Origin of the sequence: Streptococcus parasanguinis, assembly GCF_015557775.1 — a bacterium.
Taxonomy (GTDB): domain Bacteria; phylum Bacillota; class Bacilli; order Lactobacillales; family Streptococcaceae; genus Streptococcus; species Streptococcus parasanguinis_AA.
The window spans coordinates 192,798-214,398 of record NZ_JADNOY010000004.1 but is presented as its reverse complement, the minus strand read 5'-3'; the positions used below and the strand labels follow the sequence as shown (position 1 = coordinate 214,398).

Below are 21,601 nucleotides of genomic sequence, written 5' to 3'. Positions count from 1 at the left end.
ATTTGTTTTTTTTTTAAAACTTTTGGTTGACAAATGTAAATCTTAGGTGTAAAATAGCATCATAAGATTTACAAATGTAGATTTAGAAAGGAGAGGCTATGCAAATTTCCAATGCGGAATGGCGCATCATGAAGATTATCTGGATGGAAGGCAAGCAGACCAGCAGGGATTTGATCGCCGTCTTGTCCGAGCGCTTTGACTGGTCGAAGTCGACCATCAAGACCCTCTTGACGCGCTTGGTGGAGAAAGGCTGTCTGACCAGAGAAAAATCTGGTAAAGCCTTTGTCTACTCGGCTCTGTTGACGCAGGACCAGAGTTTAGACTTGGTCGTTGAGGATGTGAAGGACAAGGTTTGTTCAAAAAGGATTGTCCAGGTGCTTGAAAACTTGATTCAGGAGAGTGACTTTACGCTTGCAGATCTTAATCAGCTGCAGCAGGTCCTGGAAGAAAAGAAAGCAGATGCTGTCGAAACAGTCCCTTGCAATTGTATGTAATAGAAAGAAGGAATTTTAATGTTTGGATTGTTAATTAGTATTGTTTGTTTACTTGGGGTTGCTTTTATTGCTTGGTGGTTCTTTGCAGAGCATGAAAAGGTAAGCGGCCACGCTCGTCAGAAATCAGGTTATCAAGAAATTGAAGTCGAAGTCATGGGGGGCTATTCGCCTGAAACCATTGTCCTGAAAAAGAATGTTCCAGCCCGGATCATCTTTAATCGCAAGGATCCATCTTCATGTCTGGCTCAAGTGATCTTTCCAGACTTTGGCGTTCATGAAGATTTGCCTTTAGGTGAAAAACATGTCATTGAAATTACGCCAGAAAAAGCGGGCGAATATGGGTTTTCATGTGGAATGAACATGATGCATGGTCAAATGATTGTGGAATAAAGGAGTTAGGTATGGTAGAAAAACAAAAAGCAGTTGTGGAAAACGGAGTGCAAAAGATCCGTATTACAGCAGAAAAGGGCTATAGTCCCAAAGAATTTCAACTTCAAAAAGGGATCCCTGCTGAAATCACCTTCCATCGGGTCAATCCTTCCGGCTGTTACAAGGAAATTTTGTTTGAAGATCAGGGGATTTTAGAGCCTTTGGAAGTCGGTGTGGATAAAGTGATATCCTTTACCCCGACAGAAACAGGGGACTTTGAGTTTTCATGTGGAATGAAGATGCAAAAGGGTTCCTACACGGTTGTGGAAAAACGCCGTCGTGTCTTAAGTTTACGGGATCGCTTTTGGATTACTAGTATCTTTACCCTTCCTTTATTAATCTTGATGATCGGGATGTGGGCAGGATTTGTCTCCCATCCAGTCAATCGCTGGGGAAACTTTCTAGCGACAACGCCGATCATGTTGGTAGCAGGAGTTCCTTTTATCAAGAGTGCCTGGGCCTCATTTAAGAAGCACCATTCCAATATGGATACCTTGGTAGCTCTTGGAACCCTGGTAGCCTATGTCTATAGTGTATTTGCCCTTTTTACTGGTCAGCCAGTATACTTTGAGGCTGCGGGTTTTATCATCTTCTTTATCCTCTTAGGGCAAATCTTTGAAGAACGGATGCGTAACAATGCCTCCGAGGCTGTGGAAAAATTGTTGGATTTGCAGGCAAAAACGGCTCAAGTTCTCCGTGATGGGAACTATGTCGAGGTGGCGGCAGAAGATATCCAAATTGGTGACTTGATTCGGGTCCGTCCTGGGGAAAAGATCGCAGTTGATGGGACGATTGTAGAAGGAAGTACGACCATTGATGAGTCGATGGTGACAGGTGAAAGCCTTCCTGTGGAAAAGTCGGTTGGTGATGCAGTGATTGGCTCCACTATCAACAGCAATGGGACCATTCTCTTTAAGGCTGAAAAAGTCGGTAGTGAGACCCTCTTATCTCAAATTGTGGACTTTGTCAAAATGGCCCAATCCAGTCGTGCTCCTATTCAAGATCTGACGGATAAGATTTCAGGTATCTTTGTTCCAGTGGTGACGATTTTGGCCATTGCGACTTTCTGGGTTTGGTCCGTGCTTCTGGGCGCGTCGCTTCAAGAGGCCATGCTCTATGCAGTCTCTGTCCTCATTATTGCCTGTCCTTGTGCCCTTGGTTTAGCAACCCCAACAGCCCTGATGGTCGGAACCGGCCGTAGTGCCAAGATGGGGGTTCTGATTAAAAATGGAACAGTTCTTCAAGAAGTGCAAAAGATTCAAACCGTTGTATTTGATAAGACAGGGACTATTACCATTGGCCAACCACTTGTAACCGATGTTGTAGGAGATGAAGCGCGTGTCTTGACACTGGCTGCTAGTCTTGAAACTTTTTCAGAACATCCACTAGCCCAAGCGGTGTTATCCCAAGCAGAAGAAAAAGGTTTGGTGTTATCCCCTGTGGAAAACTTCCAAGCGATTGAAGGAAAAGGGGTCCAAGGTCAGATCGACCAGCAGTTGGTGACCTTGGGAAATGGCAAACTTCATGACGGGACAGCGATGGATCCGGAGCTTGAAAAACGAATGGTAGAGTTGCAAGAGCAGGCCAAAACAGTGATCAGTTTGTCTGTGGATGGGCAAGTGATTGGCTTGATTGCCATTCAAGATGCTCCGAAGGCCAGCTCAAAAGAAGCGATCAAAAAGCTCAAAGAACGGGGCTTGAAAACGGTCATGTTAACAGGGGATAATGAACGGGTGGCCCAAGCTATTGCTAAGCAAGTGGGAATTGACACCGTCATTGCTGATGTCCTTCCTCAAGAAAAAGCTAGCGCCATCCAAAAACTGCAAGAAAGTAGTAAGGTAGCCTTTGTTGGAGATGGGATCAATGATGCTCCAGCTCTTTCGATCGCCGATGTCGGAATTGCTATGGGATCTGGAACGGATATTGCGATCGAGTCCGGTGGCATCGTGCTCACGCAAAATGATTTGCTTGGCGTTGTGCGCGCCTTTGACATGAGTCAAAAGACCTTCCGTCGGATCTTACTCAATCTCTTCTGGGCCTCTATCTACAATATCCTTGGGATTCCAATTGCTGCTGGAGTCTTTGTAGGACTGGGATTGACCCTCAATCCAGAACTAGCAGGTCTTGCTATGGCCCTTAGTTCTGTGTCTGTTTTGATTAGCTCTCTGCTTCTCAATGTTGCGAAAATTGATTAAAGAAAATAAAAAGTGGTATAGCATGCAGTATCGCTTAAAATGTAGAAAAACTTTTTAAGTAATATAAGTTAAGTGATTCAACGAAGAAAGAAAAATGAGTTCCAATTTTTAGATTGAATCAAGAAATACCAAAAACTTTCCGCCGTGAGAAAAGTGCTTGAAACATTATCATTTCAAGCACTCGGTAGTTTTGAGACCTTAGGCTCAAAACTAAGTCATGGAACTTCGAAGAAGTTCGCTGACGTCCGTACTCACCTAAGGAAAGTTTTTTTAAAAAATACTTTGCCTTCAATTTAAGTGCTACAGCATGCTGTAGCATTTTTTGTTCTTTCCTTACAGCTCCAAGGGAAGTAGCTAGGTATTAAATTATAGTATAATACCCTATTGTAGGATAGTTTGTGAAAATTTCTCAAAAAGAGCATCTGTTATGGAATAGGGATTGAGCATCTCTGAGCAGATCCTTATACATGTGAATCTCTTTGTGATAAATTAATACTGTAATCGTTTTGTAAATCGTTTTCATGAGAATAGTCAGAATAAATTCATTTTCAAGACGAGCTTTGATCGTAAAGATGAAGTAGAAGCGCTGTGCTTCATTTTTCAAGATCAAATTAGAAATAAAGGAGAGTTAGAATGACTCAAGGGAAAATTACTGCATCTGCAGCAATGCTTAATGTATTGAAAACATGGGGCGTAGATACGATCTACGGTATCCCATCTGGAACACTTAGCTCATTGATGGACGCTTTGGCTGAAGACAAAGATATCCGTTTCTTGCAAGTTCGTCACGAAGAAACTGGTGCTCTTGCAGCGGTTATGCAAGCTAAATTTGGTGGCTCTATCGGGGTTGCAGTTGGTTCAGGTGGACCTGGTGCGACTCACTTGATCAATGGTGTTTACGATGCAGCTATGGATAACACTCCATTCCTTGCTATCCTTGGATCACGTCCAGTTAACGAATTGAACTTGGATGCCTTCCAAGAATTGAACCAAAACCCAATGTACAACGGTATCGCTGTTTACAACAAACGTGTAGCTTACGCAGAACAATTACCAAAAGTAATCGATGAAGCTTGCCGTGCTGCCGTTTCTAAAAAAGGTCCAGCCGTTGTTGAAATTCCAGTAAACTTTGGTTTCCAAGAAATCGACGAAAACTCTTACTACGGATCAGGTTCTTATGAACGTCACTTTATCGCTCCTGCCTTGAACGAAGTGGAAATCGATAAAGCTGTTGAAATCTTGAACAATGCTGAACGCCCAGTGATCTACGCTGGTTTCGGTGGAGTTGGTGCGGGTGATGTGATCACTGAATTGTCTCGTAAAATTAAAGCACCAATCATTACGACTGGTAAAAACTTTGAAGCTTTCGAATGGGACTACGAAGGGTTGACAGGTTCTGCTTACCGTGTTGGTTGGAAACCAGCCAACGAAGTGGTTTTCGAAGCAGATACTGTTCTTTTCCTTGGTTCAAACTTCCCATTTGCTGAAGTTTACGAAGCCTTCAAGAATACTGAAAAATTCATCCAAGTCGATATCGACCCTTACAAACTTGGTAAACGTCATGCCCTAGACGCTTCAATCCTTGGGGATGCAGGTCAAGCAGCGAAAGCAATCCTTGACAAAGTGAATCCAGTTGAATCTACTCCATGGTGGCGTGCAAACGTGAAGAACAACCAAAACTGGCGTGATTACATGAACAAACTCGAAGGTAAAACTGAGGGTGAATTGCAATTGTATCAAGTTTACAATGCAATCAACAAATATGCTGATCAAGACGCTATCTATTCAATCGACGTAGGTGACACTACTCAAACATCTACTCGTCACCTTCACATGACACCTAAGAACATGTGGCGTACATCTCCACTCTTTGCGACAATGGGGATCGCCCTTCCTGGTGGTATCGCTGCTAAGAAAGACAATCCAGATCGCCAAGTATGGAACATCATGGGTGACGGTGCATTCAACATGTGCTACCCAGACGTTATCACAAACGTTCAATATGACCTTCCAGTTATCAACGTTGTCTTCTCAAATGGTAAATATGCCTTCATCAAGGACAAATACGAAGACACAAATAAACACTTGTTTGGTTGTGACTTCCCTAATGCTGACTATGCGAAAATCGCTGAAGCGCAAGGTGCTGTAGGATTTACAGTTGACCGTATCGAAGACATCGATGCAGTTGTTGCAGAAGCTGTTAAATTGAACAAAGAAGGTAAAACAGTTGTCATCGATGCTCACATCACTCCACACCGTCCACTTCCAGTAGAAGTACTTGAGTTGGATCCAAAACAACACTCAGAAGAAGCAATCAAAGCCTTCAAGGAAAAATACGAAGCTGAAGAGCTTGTACCATTCCGCCTCTTCTTGGAAGAAGAAGGGTTGCAATCACGCGCAATTAAATAATTCCTCTCACGGAAATTAAAAAGATCGGAGTAATCCGGTCTTTTTATGGAGATAGTAAATGAATTTAAATCAAATAGATATCATCGTTTCAAATGTTCCCCAAGTCTGTGCTGACTTGGAGCATATCTTGGATAAAAAGGCAGATTATGCTGATGATAGTTTTGCTCAGTTCACGATTGGCAGTCACTGTCTTATGTTGTCAGAGAATCATTTGATACCTTTGGAAAATTTTCAGTCAGGAATCATCCTACACATTGAAGTTGAAGATTTGGAACAGAATCAAAAGCGTTTGAAAGAATTAGGGATTGAGATTTTACACGGTCCTTGTGAAACGGATTGGGGAACAGAGTCCTTATTAGTTAAAGGCCCTGCTGGTCTAGTCATTGATTTTTATAGAATGAAATAAGGGCGCTTAGTCATTTGAAGTTAACCATAATTATTCTTAAAACAGAATATGAACTATTAAAAGATCGGAGTCATCCGGTCTTTTTGTGTTGCATGAAAGCGATCGTTACCTTAGAATAGGTTCGGTTTTTCCTAGGATCTTGTAAGACTTTTGGGTTAGAGAAGGGTATAATAGAACTATCAAATCAAGTGAGGTAGAGAGATGACCGACAAACTTCAATTTCCAGATGGTTTCCTTTGGGGTGGAGCGACGGCTGCAAACCAGTGTGAGGGAGCTTATAATGAAGATGGCCGTGGCTTGGCCAATGTGGATGTGGTACCGATTGGGCCTGATCGTCATGCGATTATTACGGGTCAGAAAAAGATGTTCGACTTTGAAGAGGGCTATTTTTACCCGGCTAAAGATGGCATTGATATGTACCATCGCTACAAGGAAGACATTGCCCTCTTTGGGGAAATGGGCTTTAAAACTTATCGCTTGTCCATTGCCTGGTCTCGGATCTTCCCAAAAGGGGATGAATTGGAGCCAAACGAAGCGGGTTTACAGTTCTATGAAGATCTCTTTAAGGAGTGCCACAAGTATGACATTGAACCCTTGGTGACCATTACCCACTTTGACTGCCCCATGCATTTGATTACTGAGTATGGTGGCTGGCGTAGTCGCAAGATGTTGAAATGTTATGAACGTCTCTGCCGAACCCTCTTCACTCGCTATAAGGGCTTGGTCAACTACTGGCTGACCTTTAATGAGATCAATATGATCCTTCATGCGCCTTTTATGGGAGCGGGCCTTTGCTTTGAAGAAGGGGAGAATGAAGAGCAAGTCAAATACCAAGCAGCTCACCATGAGTTGGTCGCTTCCGCCATTGCCACCAAGCTAGCCCATGAGATTGATCCGAACAACAAGGTCGGCTGTATGCTGGCAGCAGGGCAAAATTACCCGCATACCTGTGCTCCGCGAGATGTCTGGGCGGGTCTAGAAGAAGACCGCAAGAACTATTTCTTCATTGATGTGCAGGCGCGTGGGGAATACCCAAACTATGCTAAAAAAGAGTGGGAACGTCAGGGAATCACGGTTGAGATGACCGAGCAGGACCTTCAATTATTAAAAGAGCATACGGTGGACTTTATTTCCTTCTCCTACTATGCCAGTCGGATCGCTTCAGGGAATCCAGCTGAAAGGGAGAAAACAGCGGGAAATATCTTTGCATCTCTGAAAAATCCCTACCTCGAAAGCTCCGAATGGGGTTGGCAGATTGACCCTCTTGGTCTCCGCATTACGCTGAACACCATCTGGGATCGTTATCAAAAACCTATGTTTATCGTGGAAAATGGATTAGGCGCTGTTGATACCCCAAATGAAGCCGGGGAGATTGAGGATGATTACCGGATTGACTACCTCGCAGCCCATATCAAGGCCATGAGGGATGCTATTCATGAAGATGGCGTTGTCCTCTGGGGCTATACGACTTGGGGCTGTATTGACCTGGTTTCTGCCGGGACAGGAGAAATGAAGAAGCGCTACGGCTTTATCTATGTCGATCGGGACAACGAAGGTAAGGGAAGCTTGGATCGCTCCCGTAAGAAATCCTTCTATTGGTACAAAGAAGTCATTGCGACCAATGGGGCTTCTGTAGAATAAAAGTTTTCGGTACTTGCTGGCCGACTCTCTCCTATAAACGAAAAAGCTTAGAATCCCAATTTCAAGATGGGGTCCTAAGCTTTTTGTATGTTGTTTAGCCAAGTCCTTACGAATTTACTGGTCGTAATCTAAGACATTGTTTTCGATGACAAACTTAGATTCAGCGGAAACGTTGGCTGCTCCTAGTTGCAACTGCGAACTTCCGTCTGGCTTCATGATGTGCCACTGACCGTCCTTGTGGGCAAAGATAGCCTCAAATGTGACGTTATTGCTCTTGTCTCGAATGGGTAGAACAAATGCTTGATCTGTATTCTCTAAAAGGATTTCTTCCTTTTTTTCAAAGTTATAGATATAAAATTGCCCAGCTCTTTGCCCCAAACCATGAAGTTCATCGACTTTTTGCCAGTTCTCAAACTTATTCCGAACAAGGGATTCATTATAAATCTTGTTGAAGGTTTCGTTGCGTTTCTTCGTTTCTTCCTCGTCTAGTGTTTTCTGAAACTCTGCAACCTTTTTAGTCGTTTGAATGGTTTGTCTGTTTTGCTCCCTGATTTGCTGGCGGTGGATGACTCGCATCATTCTTGCAGCAACACCCAGAATGACAAGGATGGATACAAGACTGATTTTAGTTTTAGCATGATTTTTCATAGATGAGTCTCCTTATTGTGTCATTGGTCCTATTATACCCTTTGAAAGAAAGGATCGTCAAGTTCATCTTGAGATGACCTACCATGCAGATTTACCTGGGGACTATAGGATTTTATCAGGTTTTCATTGACGAAGCTCCCTTTATTTGATAGGCTAGGGGAATAGAAATGATTTTGTAAGCAAAGAATAAAGGAGCTTGGAGAAGTGGCACGCATTTTATTAATTGAGGATAATAATGATATCCAAGAAATTTTGTATAGTCTCTTAAGTGAAGACCATGAGGTGCTTCAGGCTTTCTCAGGTACAGAAGGGCTGCGACTCTTCCAGCAAGAAAGCATTGATTTGGTCCTTCTCGATATCATGCTTCCTGGAAAAAATGGGGATCAGGTCCTTGAAGAAATCCGTTTGCAGAGTCAGGTACCAGTTATCATGATGACCGCTCTTGGTGACAAACACCTCATTAGTCAGTACCTCCTTGCAGGAGCCAATGATTATATCGTCAAGCCCTTTAATCTGGATGAGGTGTCAGCTCGGGTGACGGTGCAGTTGAGAAATCAACCGACGGTAGCAAAGGAAGCTCAAGCGTCGCAAAAGCTATCCTTTAAGAATTTGGTCTTAAATCCAGAAACCTTTGAACTGGAGTCCGGCGAACAGACGCTTCGCTTGGGCAAAAAAGAATTTCAAATTTTTGAGACCTTGCTGGCGCATCCAAAGAAGATTTTTACCAAGGAAGAATTGTATGAGGCGGTCTGGGAAGAAGTCTATCTGCCTGGTGACAATACCCTCAATGCCCAACTGAGCAATCTCCGAAAGAAAATTGCCCAGCTTGATCCAGATGAGGACTATATTGAAACGGTCTGGGGCTTGGGTGTTCGCTTGAAAGGAGACAAGTAATGTGGGTTTTAGTTCTAATTCTTGTCGTCCTTGTCCTTTTCTTGGGTTTGGGCTATGCTCGCTTGCTTTCTGCCTTAAAGGATTTGCAGGAGCAGATTCAAAAGAAATTTCAAAGCGGAAGTGGGGTACGGCTGACCTCTCAGCTCTCAAAAAAAGAATTGGTCGCCTTGACCAAGCAGGTCAGTGATCTCTTTGATCAGATCGAGCGGACCAATCGGATTGCCTTTCAAGAGAAAAAGACCTTGGATATGGCCATCAGTAATATTGCTCACGATATTCGGACACCTTTGACCATTGCATCGGGCTATACCCAACAAATCATCAAAGGAGGGACGCAGGAAGAAGAAAAGCTGAAGAAAATTGCTTCCAATCTTCAAGTCGTCTCAAAACGTTTGGAATCTCTCTTGGAATACAGACGCTTGATGGAGGGAGCTATTCAGCCTCGGATTTCAGACGTCGATCTCAGCCAAGTCCTGACCCAGCAGTTGTTCCAGTATTATGACAGCCTGTCTGAGGCGGGGATTGCCTTAGAGGTAGAGCTAGAAGAGCATCTTCATTATGCTACGGATCCAGAGCTCTGGGAGCGCCTCTTGCAAAATATGCTCAGCAATGTCCTCAAGCATGGGAAGGATCAGGCCCGCTTGACCTTGATGTCGGATGAGGACACGATTCGGGTCGAGCTGCGCAATATTGTGCAACAACCGATCCAGCACTTAGACCAGTTGGCTAGTCGCTTCTACTCAGAAAATCTGTCGGATACAGAAGAGTCTTCTGGCTTGGGTCTCTACATTATTCAAAATTTTGTAGAGATCTTAGGAGGCGACTTGCAACTGGCAACAGAGGCAGATTGGTTTGTTTTGACCATTACACTAAGAAAAAAGGCTTGAGCACTGCTCAAGCCTTTTTGTTATAAATCTTTGTGTTTAAAAGTAGCCAGTCCTAGGAAGCCGAAAACAAGGATGAATCCAAGGGCAATCGAGAGAGTGTTGTTCGTTGCTGTCGTACTTTGGACCATGGAATATTGGAATTCCAAGTTTAGATAGTGGAGAATGTCAATATCTTTAAAGAAAAGCGCAGGAAGGCTTAAGAGGATATTTCCAATGAAGTAGCCGACGAAGGCCAAGGTGATGGATTGGCTAGCGTAGAGGAGGAAGGAAATGATACTGACCCAAGCCAAGGTGGAAAGGAACTGAATCAGCACGGTCAGTCCAAAATGAGCAAGGAAGTGCTCTGGCATGGTTCCAAGTCCATTGTAGAGGGTCGCGATCAAGAAGACGAGACCATAAGAAACAAGAAATTGGAAGAGGGCAATGGTCAGGACAACAGCGCTTTTGGCAAAGTAGTAGCTAGTGCGCGAAACGCCATAGGCCAGACTATTCTTGTATAAGTTTTGTGTTAAGTCTGTTCCCAGAACCAAGGTGATGACAATAATGGTAAAGAGGATAGTCACACTGATGCTGGAAGAGTAGTTGGTCAAGGCTTTAAAGCCTGTCCAAACTTCGGTTGCTTGGGGTAATTTGGATTCCGTATTGACGCCGACGTGGCCGGTAGCTCCAAAGATGACTCCAGACAGGATGTTGAGTACGAGAATGGCTTCTGTGATCCAAAAACCTTTGGAGCGAAAAAGTCTGTAAAAATCTGCTTGAATGGTATGCAACATGATAAATCTCCTAAATGAAATATGTGGGATAAGTAATACAAGACGGTGGTTTGACTAGTCTACCAAGTCCGTAAAGAATTTTTCCAGATCTTGGCGGGCATAGTAGATTTCGTCCACATCAATATCCGCTTGAACGAGGGCTTTGACAATGACTTTAATATCATGAGTCTGTCCGAAGATATGGATTTCGCCGTCCTTATCGATGACCTTGATGCGGTGATGGAGCTGATCCTGAATCAGTTGACTCGCAAGGGCTAGCTGGCTAGTCTTGAGGATGATGTAATCTTCTCCTTGTTCTTCGAATTCAGCCTTGCTAATTTCTTTGATCAGGCGTCCTTGGTCGACAATACCAAAACGATTGGCAACCAGATAGAGTTCAGAGAGGATGTGGCTGGAAATGAGGATGGTCATACCGAGTTCATCGTTGAGGCGTTTGATCATTTGACGGAATTCCTTGATTCCGACAGGATCGAGACCATTGATGGGTTCGTCTAGAATGAGGAAGTCGGGCTTGGCAATCAGCGCAATCGCAATTCCCAACCGTTGTTTCATCCCGAGTGAAAAATCGCGGAATTTCTTCTTACCCGTATTATTCAGGCCAACATAGTTCAGGGTTTCTTTGATGACCTGGTCGGGATTGGGGATATGGCGAGCCTTGCAATAGTAGACCAGATTTTGATAAGCGGTCATATGCTTATGGGCCACGGGACTCTCAATGACGGAACCAACCCGTTTTAGGGCTTGCGTCCACTGGGAGCGACTTGTAGAAGCAAAGAGAGAGACGCTTCCGTCTGTTTCCTGAATTAGTTGGGTGATGACCTTGATGAGGGTGGTTTTCCCAGCTCCGTTCTTACCGATCAGTCCGTAGACGTCGCCTTTGCGAATGGTGAGATTCACATCATTTAAGGCGTATTGATGACCGAATTTTTTACTCAAATGGGAAATTTCTAATACTTTTTCCATGGTTTTCTCCTTCGTCCAAATGACTAGTTATTTTCTTTACACTCTTAGTATACAGCTTGCTTTTCAAATAACTATCAAGCAATTCTCAAATATTTCTAAAAAAACGACTAACCTTTTAAAAGTTAGCCGTGACTTTAAGAATAAGTTTTCTTAGAGGCTTTCCTTAGGTGAGTACGGACGTCAGCGAACTTCGAAGAAGTTCCATGACTTAGTTTTGGACCTAAGGTTCCAAAACTCCCGAGTGCCTGAAACAATTGTGTTTCAGGCACTTTTCTCACGGCGGGAAGCCTCAAGGTATTCATGAGTAACTTTAAAAAATAAACATTTCTTTAAACTTCTTGATTTTTTAAGTTATGTAACATGAAATAATACTTTATCTACATTAAGAGCAACTGTTTTTTTAGTTAGTCTCTTCATTTTTAAATTCACCAACAAACTCCTTGATGGCTTGCGCGAGTTCATAGGGTTTCTCTGTATTGAGTAGATGGCCTCCGTCTGCGATTTCTTGATAGCGACCTTTGGGCAGGAGTTTTGCCAACTTCTTAGAAGAAGACTGATTGGCCCAATCTTTGCTGCCACAAATCACCAAGCTAGGGAGAGAGCAAGCTTTAGCAGTATCGGTTAGATTGAGTCCTTTTAATTCGGTCAAGATTTGAAGCATCTGTTGTTTATTGGCATCTTGCTTTTCAAAGACATGCTTGGGAAGCAGACGAAAAAGGAGAATCTGGAGCCGATAGAGGGGATTGGTGTTGAGTTTGTATTGAGTTCCCGCAAGGACCAAGCCCTTGAGTTGCGGGAAGTCTTGTCTGGAGAGATCAAGAGCAAGCACACCACCTAGTGAAAGTCCTACCAGAATAAAGGGTTCGCTCTCTTGCTGGAGGCGCTCCATCAACCTTTCTTTGACTTCCTGATAGCTTTCTTTTGGATGGGAGAAAATATCAAAAGTTTTGGAGTGCAAGGGTGAAAGTGCAAATTGGACTCCTTGCCAAGAGAGGACATCTTGCCCTAGTCCATGTAAAAAAATCAGTTTCATCAGGAATCCTTTCTTTGAAAATCGAGTTCGTAGAGACCACGAAGAGCATTGCAGGCATAAATACGATCGGCGTCTATTAAATCGTTCAGAGTTAAGAGTTTTTCTTCAACCTGCTGGGTCTCAAGAAGATGGCGCCGATAAATGCCATCGAGTAAGGGGAGGTGAGCTGGTGGGGTATAGAGTTGTCCCTCTATCTCCAGCACCAGATTGCCAATCGTCGTCTCTAGCAAGCTTCCGTCTGGCAGATGAAAAATTTGCTCGTGATCTGACTGGCCTAGATGGTCTCTCTGACTCGTTTTGAAATAAGTAAATGGCGTCGCTAAATCAAGCTTCTGCTCGGTCAGTTGGGCCTGTAGATAGCTAGCTGGCAAGTCGGTCAGCTCCGTGATCTCTAGGTGAAAGGTCCCGTTTTTTTGCAAGGCGATCCGACAACGATAGTCAAGGTTGGATTCCAAATGAGCAAGCTCTTCTTGAAGTTCTTTCAGGAGTTTGGGTTCATCATAAGGATAGGCAAAGTAGCGACTAGCTTCTCTCAAGCGTGTTACATGTTTGTCTAAGAAAGTCAACTCTCCTTGGTGGATGCAGCCAGTCGTCAGGAGCTCAAAGCGAGGTTCTTGCCGGTAGAGGACAGCCGATTTTTGCTTGGTTTCCTGGTATTCACCTTCCCATTTGCTGTCCCAAGTGATGCCTCCTCCCACGCCATAGATGGCTTGATTCCCCTGCATTTGAAGGGTCCGGATGGCTACATTAAAAATCCGTTTCCCTTTTGGAAGAAGGATGCCGATCGTTCCACAGTAGACACCTCGAGGAGACTTCTCCGTCTTTTGGATGATTTCCATAGTGGAGATCTTCGGTGCTCCTGTAATCGAGCCACAAGGAAAGAGAGCTCGGAAGGTTTGGATCAGGTCGATTTCAGCTCGTAAGCGACTTTCAATGGTCGAGGTCATCTGCCAAACAGTGGAGTATTGCTCGACTTGGCAGAGATGGGTCACATGCTCACTTCCAATCTCCGAAATCCGGTTCATGTCATTGCGGAGGAGGTCGACGATCATCATGTTTTCTGCTCGATTTTTCGGGTCGGCTTCTAGCCAAGCAGCCTCTTGAAGATCCTCTTGGTTGGTGAGACCACGGTGCGTCGTTCCTTTCATGGGGCGCGTGGTCAGTAGCCGGTCGTCTTGCTCAAAAAAGAGCTCAGGACTGATGGAGAGGATAGAGACATCATCGTGCTGGATGAAGGCATTGTAATGGGCCTTTTGCTCTACCACTAAGCGATTGTAGATGGCCAAAGGATCTGCTTTTAGCTCTTGAGAAAGCTGGACAGTGTAGTTGACCTGGTAGGTATCTCCCTGGCGAATATGGTGATGGATCGTCTTGATGGCTTCTTGATAAGCAGGCGCCTCTACCTCTTCCTTCCAATTGGCTGGAAGATCCACAGCTTCATAGTCCTCTGGAAAAGGAAGGGTTTCGACCTTCTCGTGGATAGTAAAATAGAGGAGATACTCTCCCATAAGAGGTGCTGGATGGACAGCAAACTTCTTCTCAAAAGCAGGAGCAGCCTCATAGCTGACATAGCCAACAGCATAAAAGCCTTGCTCCTGGTAGGCTTCGACTTCTCTAAGAAGATCCTCTACCTGGTCGAGGTTTCTAGTTTTTAATTCCTTTATGGGCTTGGTGAAAAGGTATCGCAATCCAAGCTCTTTAAAATCAATAATGGTTTGTTTATGCATGCTTTGAGTATATCAAAAATAGAGGAAAAAAGGTAGATAAGGATGTAAGATTCCTTGCTTGGCCTTCCCTTTCATGCTAAAATAACCATAGAAACTGCTTTGGGCAAGGAGTAGGACTATGCAAAAGAATCCCCTCTATAACACCTCTAGTATCAGCTTTTTTCAATACCTCTTTGCGATTGCAGTGATTTTGGTGCATAGTGGTCGCTTGACCTCTTATGAGCCACTGCATTTTGGTCTCAAGAGTATGCTCGGCCGGCTAGCGGTGCCATTTTTTATCGTCTGTGCCAGCTTTTTCCTCAAACACTCCCTAGGGAATTCTAAGAAAATGAAGGCCTAACTGGTCAAAATCGTAAAAAACTATTTGTTTTGGAGTTTCGTTTACCTCCCTTATGCCTGGCTCTTTTTCTCTAGTCTCCATCTTCCTGTTTATCTCTTTCCAGCAGGAATCTTGATTGCTCTGGTCTACTTGGGAATGTGCTACCAACTCTGGTATATTCCTGCTTTTTTGCTGGGCTTGTTTTTGCTCAATCAATTGGTCAAACGCCTAGGTATGGTTTGGACGGGGTTGATCACCTTTCTTCTTTACTGCTGGGGCTTGATCGAGACCTATTCGGCTTATCTGGATACCACAAGTCTTCTCAAGGGTTACCAGCTCTACAGCAACCTATTTTTTACAGCGCGAAATGGTCTCTTTTACACGCCCATTTTTATTTATATGGGTTATTATCTGTATGACCATTTTCATGCACAAACTTTTAGAATTCACCGTTGGCAAAAGCTAGCTCTTGCCTTTGGATTGCTCTGTCTAGAAGGGATCATTATTTTTCAACACCAAGGAATTGATAAGAACTTTTTCTTTCTTCTTCCCTTTGTGACCGTTTATTTGGTCAATGCCTGCCTGCGATCGTCCTTTTTGAAAAGCTATGATTTACAGTATTTAAAGCAAATGAGTATAGCCCTTTACTTTTCGCATCCGATCTTTATCGAGTGGGCTCGCTATGGCTTTAGCAGCCTCCCTCTCTCTTATCCAGACAGGGGCAAGCTGATTTTTGTGACTGCCTTGTTTGGTAGTCACCTTTTTGGACTAGCTATGCTGTGGGTACGAGAGAGAAGGGAAAAACAAAAGATTCCTTCAAATGGTGAAGAGTTAGATAAAATAACCAACCAATAGTAGGGTGTACAAAACTCAAGCAGATGTGTTTGAGTTTTTTTGTATGAAGAAAATCAAGGAAGAATAAGAATTGGCAGACTGCTCCTCCTTTTTTATAAATGTTTTATTTTCTTGCCCTTGGATAGAAGAAAGGGGAAATCAGTACCAGATAGTGATTTATAATATAGACATCATTGCAAATAATGTCTATATTATTGAATAGTGATGATTTAATTTGAAAAGCAAAGGATATTTTAAAAAATAAGTGATAAAATTAAAGGGAGGGCCTTTTGGAAGGCTAACAAAAGTAAAGGAGATAAGACATGAAAAAGCTTCGTTCATTATGGAAAGACTTTTTGAAAAAAGGTTTTGCCTTTTTAACAATTTTCATGATGCTAGGCCAGCTTGGTCAAGGGGCGATCACAGCCTTTGCCAATGAGCTAGCAGTCGGGGATAATGGGGCCTTGGATGTTACCCTTATGTATGGAGATAAACAGAACCATCCAGATGGGATGTCCTATTACACAGGGGATACCATGTCTGGTTATATCCAGATCACCCCTAAGAATTTGACAACGGATATTAATGAAGTAACGGTGACCTTGAAGGTTCCTGGAAAGTACTTACGAGAAGTTAGTTTCCCTGACTTCAATAGTGCTTCAGAGCATGACAAGCCAACGGTTACAAAAGTTGGGGATGATTATCAAGTCACACTTCACTTTAACAATTACCAAAAGTCAGAGGTCCTGACTCTCCCATTTATTGGAAAATTTAAAGTCGGTTATGCACCGACCAATTATTCATTGGATATTACGGGTACCTTGAATATCAATGGTCAAGAAGCAAAACTCAATGATATCATTTGGAAACCCAAGTACAATGACTATCGCTTAACCAAGTATATCAACCAAAACTTGAACGAAGCCATGTCCAAGGACTATGCGGAAGCCATGCCTGGTGTTGTCAAAGGGGCTGACGGAAAAAATTATATTGAAACCCCATCATCTGTTCCATTTGCATTTCAATTGGAGGGAATGCAAGGACAGTATGGGGGACAATATCGTCAATTAGAATCAGTAACGCTTACCGATAAGTTGCCAACCTATACAGATAAAAATGGCAATACCCGGACAGCAGTTTTAGATACAGCTAAGTCTGAAGGCTGGGTAGATAATGGAGATGGCACCGTTTCTAAGACGTTTACAGCAGATGCAAACGGTAATCCAGCAGCTTATCACCAAGAATTCATGGCAAAAATCAAGAATACAAGTTACCTTTACTTGAAGTTTCCTGATTTAGTTTTGGAAAAGGACCAGACTCTCAAAGACGTCCTTAGTAAGGATTTGACAAACTCAGGAAGTATTGTGGGAATTCCTGCCAATCGTGGAGAGGGAGAACCGGATATTACAGCTGAAGATTCTCTTATTTTCCGCTTGACCTCTCGTGACCTGGAAGGGGCTGGAAGTTTTGCCAAAAAAGCAGATGGTGATGTCTATGATTCAACTGAATACAAGGCAGCAAACTATAAATGGATCATCGCTTTTGATAATAAAACTCCTTCGACACAAAAGAATTTTGTTTTCTATGATGAGACAGTGGACTCTCGGTTAAAATTCACCAAGATTGATTACGCTCGTCTTATGCAAGGAAATTACGGTATTGGTGAGTATATTAGCAAATATGTGAAACGCATCATCCTTACTTTAGAAGATGGTAGTCAAAAAGAAGTTCAGCCAGAAACCGATAAAGACGGCAATGGTTTTATCGACTTAACCAAGTATGGAACCGTTGTCGGTTGGCGGATGGAAATGAAGGATGATTTTGTCCTAAAATCTGGTCAAGGAATTCGCCTCAATACCTATACAAGCTTCAAAGATCCAGAAAAGACTCGTTACGATGAAAATGATGCGACCAAGAATGAATTCAAGAATACAGGTCGTGTCACTTATCAAACACAATCAAATATTGCTAAAGACCAAACATCAGATTGGACCTTTAAGCTGATTCCTTTGAAGGAAAGCTTTGAGATTTCAAAAACGACGGATTACAATGATGTTCGTTATACTGATGGAGAAAATATTCGTTTTGGTTTGATGGCAACCAAAGTAGTTTTAGATCCTGATAAGGATTATGGAGACCTGCGAATCATTGATCTGTATGATCCAAATACCCTTAAAGTCGACTATAAAGATTTTGAAAGAAACCTTGCCTCTAATGAAAAAGGTATGAAATTCTTAAAGAGCTACGATGTCATTGAAAACTACCACAATTCTGGACGGACAGCTCTCATCATGCATTTGGATCAAAAAGAGTTTATTAAGGCTTCTCTTCAAGATCTTAATCGCGTGCGTCTACCATTTATCGTGGCCGATCTGAAAGGGAAAGACGATGGTGGGACTTTCACCAATAAAGTTTATGTAGCTGGAAACGGCATCCACGATCTTGAAAATGCCAACCCTGATCGGGTCACGGAAGATGTGTATGATCTGAACGGAAATGGTTCAACAACGGATAAAATTCCATATGCTCAATCAAACTATACGATTGTTGCGGCTGAAGGAATCTATGCACGCAAATATATCGCTAAAAATGATGACCTGTCAGACGCTTCGATTGTGACACGTACCTTCAAACCAGGTGAGACCTTTAACTACAAACTCACTATTAAAAATAATACGGATAAGGCAGTAGAAGACGGAGTCGTCTATGATGTCCTACCAAAAGTAAAAGACGTTAACACACTAGACGGATCTGGTCGGATGACAGAATACACGGTCAGCCTTCGTGGACCAGTGACAGCTCCAGAAGGATGGACGGTCTATTATACAACTGATACAGGCGTTACGACAGATACCATGGCGCAAGCTGCTGACAAGGATATCTGGACGACAGCTGTGACTGATTACAGTCAAGTAACAGGAATCAAGTTAGTTGCAAATGCTGGTACTACGATTCCTGCGCGTGGAGAAGCCAGCTTTGGTGTCCCAGTCGTGAATCCAAGTGAATTGACCGATGAAGTCAAGGCCTTGATGCAAAAACGCACCAAAGATAATGAAGACAACGGCGGTCGTTCCGGTCTTGTTCAAGCTCATAACCAGTTTGGTTACAAGGCGAAAGGTCACGAAGGAAATCGTGAGTCTAATACCGTAACTGCACAAATCTTCTCGGCTGCTTTCCACGTCAAGAAGGTGGACAAGGATGATCCTAAGAAAGTTCTTGAAGGTGCTGAATTTACCTTAACTGATGCAAATGGCGCGGTTGTTGCGACGGAAATTTCTGATAAAAAAGGGGAACTTTCCTTTAACACCTTAACAGAAGGAACCTATACGCTCAAAGAAACCAAAGCACCTGAAAACTACAAGTTGGATGAAACAGAACATGCCGTGGTTGTTACCTATGATGCGGACAAACAAATCTACCACGTCACGGTGGATGGAAAATCAGTCGGATCAAAAGCAGTCCCAGTTGAGATCGCTAATGAAGCAGATATCAAGTATCTCGATCTTGAAGCTTCAAAAGTTTGGGATGACCAAGACAACCAAGAAGGGCTTCGCCCAGCAAGTGTGGAATTCCAACTCTATAAGAATGGCAAAGCTCAAGGAAAACCAGTCACGGTTTCAGCCGCAACAGACTGGAAAGCTCACTTTACGAATCTTCCAGATAAAGACAGTGACGGCAAGCTCAATACCTACACTGTTAAAGAAGTGAAAGTTCCGACTCATTATACGGTCGATACAGAAGAAGCCAGCTTCACAGATGGAAAAGCCACCATCACCAACAAGCGCACTCCTGAGACCACGACGGTAACAGTCAAGAAAGTCTGGGATGATGCTCAAAACCAAGATGGTCTTCGCCCATCTACCATCAAAGTTCACCTCTTGGCCAATGGAAAAGAAGTGCAATCAATCGATCTTGCTGGTCAAGGAAATGAATGGAACTATACCTTCACAGACCTCCCCGTCTATAAAGATGGTCAAAAAGTTGTCTACACAGTGACTGAGGATAAAGTGGACAATTACACCACTAAGATTGATGGAACAACGATCACCAATAGCTACAAACCTGGTAAGACAAGCCTCACCGTTACCAAAAACTGGGAAGATGCCAATAACCAAGATGGCCTCCGTCCAAAAACGATTAAGGTTCAATTGTATGCTGGGGATGAAAAAGTTGGTCAAGCTGTTGAATTATCAGCAGATAACAAATGGACCTATACTTTCTCAAACCTAGACGAGAAGAAAGCTGGCCAAGTTATCAACTATACCGTCAAAGAAATCGATGTCCCAGAAGGCTACACCCAAGCCGTCGAAGCAACGAATCCAGGCCAAGTAGTCGTGACCAATACGCACGCTCCAGAAAAGACCAAAGTAGAAGTGAACAAGAAGTGGGAAGATGCTGATAACCAAGATGGTCTACGCCCAGCCAGCATTCAAGTTCAGTTGTACAAAGATGGCGTTCCTACTGACCAAGTATTAGAACTATCTGCAGCGAATGATTGGAAAGGTGCATTTGAAAACCTTGATGCCAAGGCAACTGGAAAAGCCGTTACTTATACGGTTAAAGAAGTAGCTGTCCCAGATGGTTACAAGGTGACGGTAAATGATAAGGACAAGGCTAATGTTGTCTTGACCAACACGCATGAACCAGCTCTCACAGAGATGAAAGTCACTAAGAAGTGGGAAGATGCCAATGACCAAGATGGCCTCCGTCCAAAATCCATCAAGGTTCAATTGTATGCAAATGATGAAAAAGTAGGAGATCCGGTTCAATTGTCAGCGGACAATCAATGGACTCATACCTTTAGCAAATTAGCTGAAAAGAAAGCTGGTCAAGCTATCAGCTACCGTGTGGAAGAAGTCTCTGTTCCTGAAGGCTACCAAGTCACTGCCGATACCTCTGACGCTGCTCATACGATCTTGACCAATACGCATACGCCAGCGGTGATCGATATTCCAGTGACCAAGATTTGGAATGACCAAGACAATCAAGATGGTCTTCGTCCAGCAAGTATCGTTGTGAATCTTCTTGCCAATGGTGAAAAAGTTGCTCAAAAAGAACTCACGAATGCGACAGATTGGAAAGAGAACTTTACAGGTCTTCCAAAATTCAAGGATGGTAAAGAAATCGTCTATACAATTCAAGAAGAGAAAGTAGCTGAATATACAACTGCGATCGATCAAGCTGCTTATACCATTACCAACACCCATGCACCTGGTAAGACAAGCATCACTGTTACCAAGAAGTGGGATGATGAGAATGACAAGGATGGTCTTCGTCCGAAGAACATTCACGTTCAGCTCTATGCTAATGATCAAAGAGTTGGCCAAGAAATAGAATTATCAGCTGAAAACAAGTGGACCCATACCTTTGCAGATTTGGATGAAAAAACAAATGGAAACACAATCACTTATACAGTGAGAGAAGTCAGTGTTCCAAAGGGCTATGAAGCTCGTAATGACGAGGATGGTAAAGGAAATGTTGTGATTACTAACAAGCATGTTCCAAAAGAAACTCCAAAACAACCAACTCCTCAAAGTTCATCTGAACCAAAGAAACCGGGTCAACCTGAACCTAAAAAACCAAGCCAACCAGAGCCGAAGAAACCAGGCAAGATCTTAGGATTCTTACCAAATACGGGTACGACCATCTCTATTATTAGCCTAGTTTTAGCCTTTGTCTTGGCAAGCATTGCAGCTTATATTTTGAAGAAAAAGAAAAAATAAGTTAGTGCTTCCTTTATAAAATGAAACAAACACCAGAAATGGTGTTTGTTCATATTAAAGACAAAGTCATCTTAGAAACTTTCCATAGGTGAGTGCGGACGTCAGCGAACTTCGAAGAAGTTCCATGACTAATTATTGAGCCTAAGGTCTCAATAATTCCGAGTGCTAGAAACATTATTGTTTCTAGCACTTTTCTCACAGAGGAAAGTTTCAGAAGATGGTCGAA

The 21,601-nt window shown here is 43.1% G+C and carries 16 protein-coding genes; 11 read left to right on the top strand and 5 right to left on the bottom strand.

Annotated elements, in window-relative coordinates; translation table 11 throughout:
* The first annotated feature begins 98 nt into the window (after window positions 1-98).
* The 6 genes from I2F76_RS07090 (at window position 99) to I2F76_RS07065 (ending at window position 7,574) form a co-directional block, all read left to right on the top strand.
* The gene (locus I2F76_RS07090; protein WP_070588650.1) at window positions 99-494 is read left to right on the top strand and encodes a CopY/TcrY family copper transport repressor; all 396 of its coding nucleotides are present in this window, start codon (window positions 99-101) and stop codon (window positions 492-494) included.
* 18 nt (window positions 495-512) lie between these two features.
* On the top strand, window positions 513-884 hold the full coding sequence (locus I2F76_RS07085; protein WP_003013285.1) for a cupredoxin domain-containing protein: 372 nt from the start codon (window positions 513-515) through the stop codon (window positions 882-884).
* A gap of 11 nt (window positions 885-895) precedes the next feature.
* On the top strand, window positions 896-3,118 hold the full coding sequence (locus tag I2F76_RS07080) for a heavy metal translocating P-type ATPase (protein WP_070588651.1): 2,223 nt from the start codon (window positions 896-898) through the stop codon (window positions 3,116-3,118).
* A gap of 633 nt (window positions 3,119-3,751) precedes the next feature.
* Entirely contained in the window at window positions 3,752-5,527 is a 1,776-nt protein-coding gene (spxB, locus tag I2F76_RS07075; protein ID WP_070588654.1) for a pyruvate oxidase, read from the top strand.
* A 58-nt stretch (window positions 5,528-5,585) separates the two neighbouring features.
* Window positions 5,586-5,933, top strand: a complete 348-nt coding sequence (locus I2F76_RS07070) for a VOC family protein (RefSeq protein ID WP_070505278.1) — start codon at window positions 5,586-5,588, stop codon at window positions 5,931-5,933.
* Window positions 5,934-6,134: 201 nt separating this feature from the next.
* Window positions 6,135-7,574 carry a 6-phospho-beta-glucosidase gene (locus I2F76_RS07065; RefSeq protein ID WP_195487533.1) on the top strand — a complete coding sequence of 480 codons (1,440 nt, stop codon included), beginning with the start codon at window positions 6,135-6,137 and terminating at the stop codon, window positions 7,572-7,574.
* Window positions 7,575-7,688: 114 nt separating this feature from the next.
* On the opposite strand, the gene I2F76_RS07060 is transcribed toward I2F76_RS07065, so the two are convergent.
* Window positions 7,689-8,222: a hypothetical protein gene (locus I2F76_RS07060; RefSeq protein ID WP_195487532.1), complete on the bottom strand. Its 534-nt coding sequence runs from the start codon at window positions 8,220-8,222 to the stop codon at window positions 7,689-7,691.
* Between the two features lie 204 nt (window positions 8,223-8,426).
* On the opposite strand from I2F76_RS07060, the gene I2F76_RS07055 reads away from it, so the two are divergent.
* Window positions 8,427-9,116, top strand: coding sequence for a response regulator transcription factor (locus tag I2F76_RS07055; RefSeq protein WP_195487531.1), 690 nt, complete (start codon window positions 8,427-8,429; stop codon window positions 9,114-9,116).
* Complete coding sequence (locus I2F76_RS07050; protein ID WP_195487530.1) at window positions 9,116-10,003, top strand: sensor histidine kinase; 888 nt, start codon at window positions 9,116-9,118, stop codon at window positions 10,001-10,003. The genes I2F76_RS07055 and I2F76_RS07050 overlap by 1 nt, the downstream gene beginning before the upstream one ends.
* Window positions 10,004-10,023: 20 nt before the next feature.
* On the opposite strand, the gene I2F76_RS07045 is transcribed toward I2F76_RS07050, so the two are convergent.
* The 4 genes from I2F76_RS07045 to pabB all read right to left on the bottom strand — a co-directional run bounded on the left by I2F76_RS07045 (window position 10,024) and on the right by pabB (window position 14,499).
* On the bottom strand, window positions 10,024-10,776 hold the full coding sequence (locus I2F76_RS07045; protein ID WP_021153840.1) for an ABC transporter permease: 753 nt from the start codon (window positions 10,774-10,776) through the stop codon (window positions 10,024-10,026).
* A 54-nt stretch (window positions 10,777-10,830) separates the two neighbouring features.
* The gene (locus tag I2F76_RS07040; protein WP_023919084.1) at window positions 10,831-11,739 is read right to left on the bottom strand and encodes an ABC transporter ATP-binding protein; all 909 of its coding nucleotides are present in this window, start codon (window positions 11,737-11,739) and stop codon (window positions 10,831-10,833) included.
* Between the two features lie 400 nt (window positions 11,740-12,139).
* On the bottom strand, window positions 12,140-12,772 hold the full coding sequence (locus I2F76_RS07035; protein ID WP_195487529.1) for an alpha/beta fold hydrolase: 633 nt from the start codon (window positions 12,770-12,772) through the stop codon (window positions 12,140-12,142).
* Entirely contained in the window at window positions 12,772-14,499 is a 1,728-nt protein-coding gene (gene pabB / locus I2F76_RS07030) for an aminodeoxychorismate synthase component I (protein WP_195487528.1), read from the bottom strand. Before pabB ends, I2F76_RS07035 begins: the two co-directional genes overlap by 1 nt.
* Before the next feature lie 118 nt (window positions 14,500-14,617).
* Here pabB and I2F76_RS10575 point away from each other — a divergent pair, with 118 nt between their 5' ends.
* The 3 genes from I2F76_RS10575 to I2F76_RS07020 all read left to right on the top strand — a co-directional run bounded on the left by I2F76_RS10575 (window position 14,618) and on the right by I2F76_RS07020 (window position 21,375).
* Window positions 14,618-14,839, top strand: a complete 222-nt coding sequence (locus I2F76_RS10575) for a hypothetical protein (RefSeq protein WP_229289725.1) — start codon at window positions 14,618-14,620, stop codon at window positions 14,837-14,839.
* Between the two features lie 24 nt (window positions 14,840-14,863).
* Entirely contained in the window at window positions 14,864-15,673 is an 810-nt protein-coding gene (locus I2F76_RS07025; protein WP_229289723.1) for an acyltransferase, read from the top strand.
* A gap of 302 nt (window positions 15,674-15,975) precedes the next feature.
* On the top strand, window positions 15,976-21,375 hold the full coding sequence (locus I2F76_RS07020; protein ID WP_195487527.1) for a Cna B-type domain-containing protein: 5,400 nt from the start codon (window positions 15,976-15,978) through the stop codon (window positions 21,373-21,375).
* The last annotated feature ends 226 nt before the right edge of the window (window positions 21,376-21,601 follow it).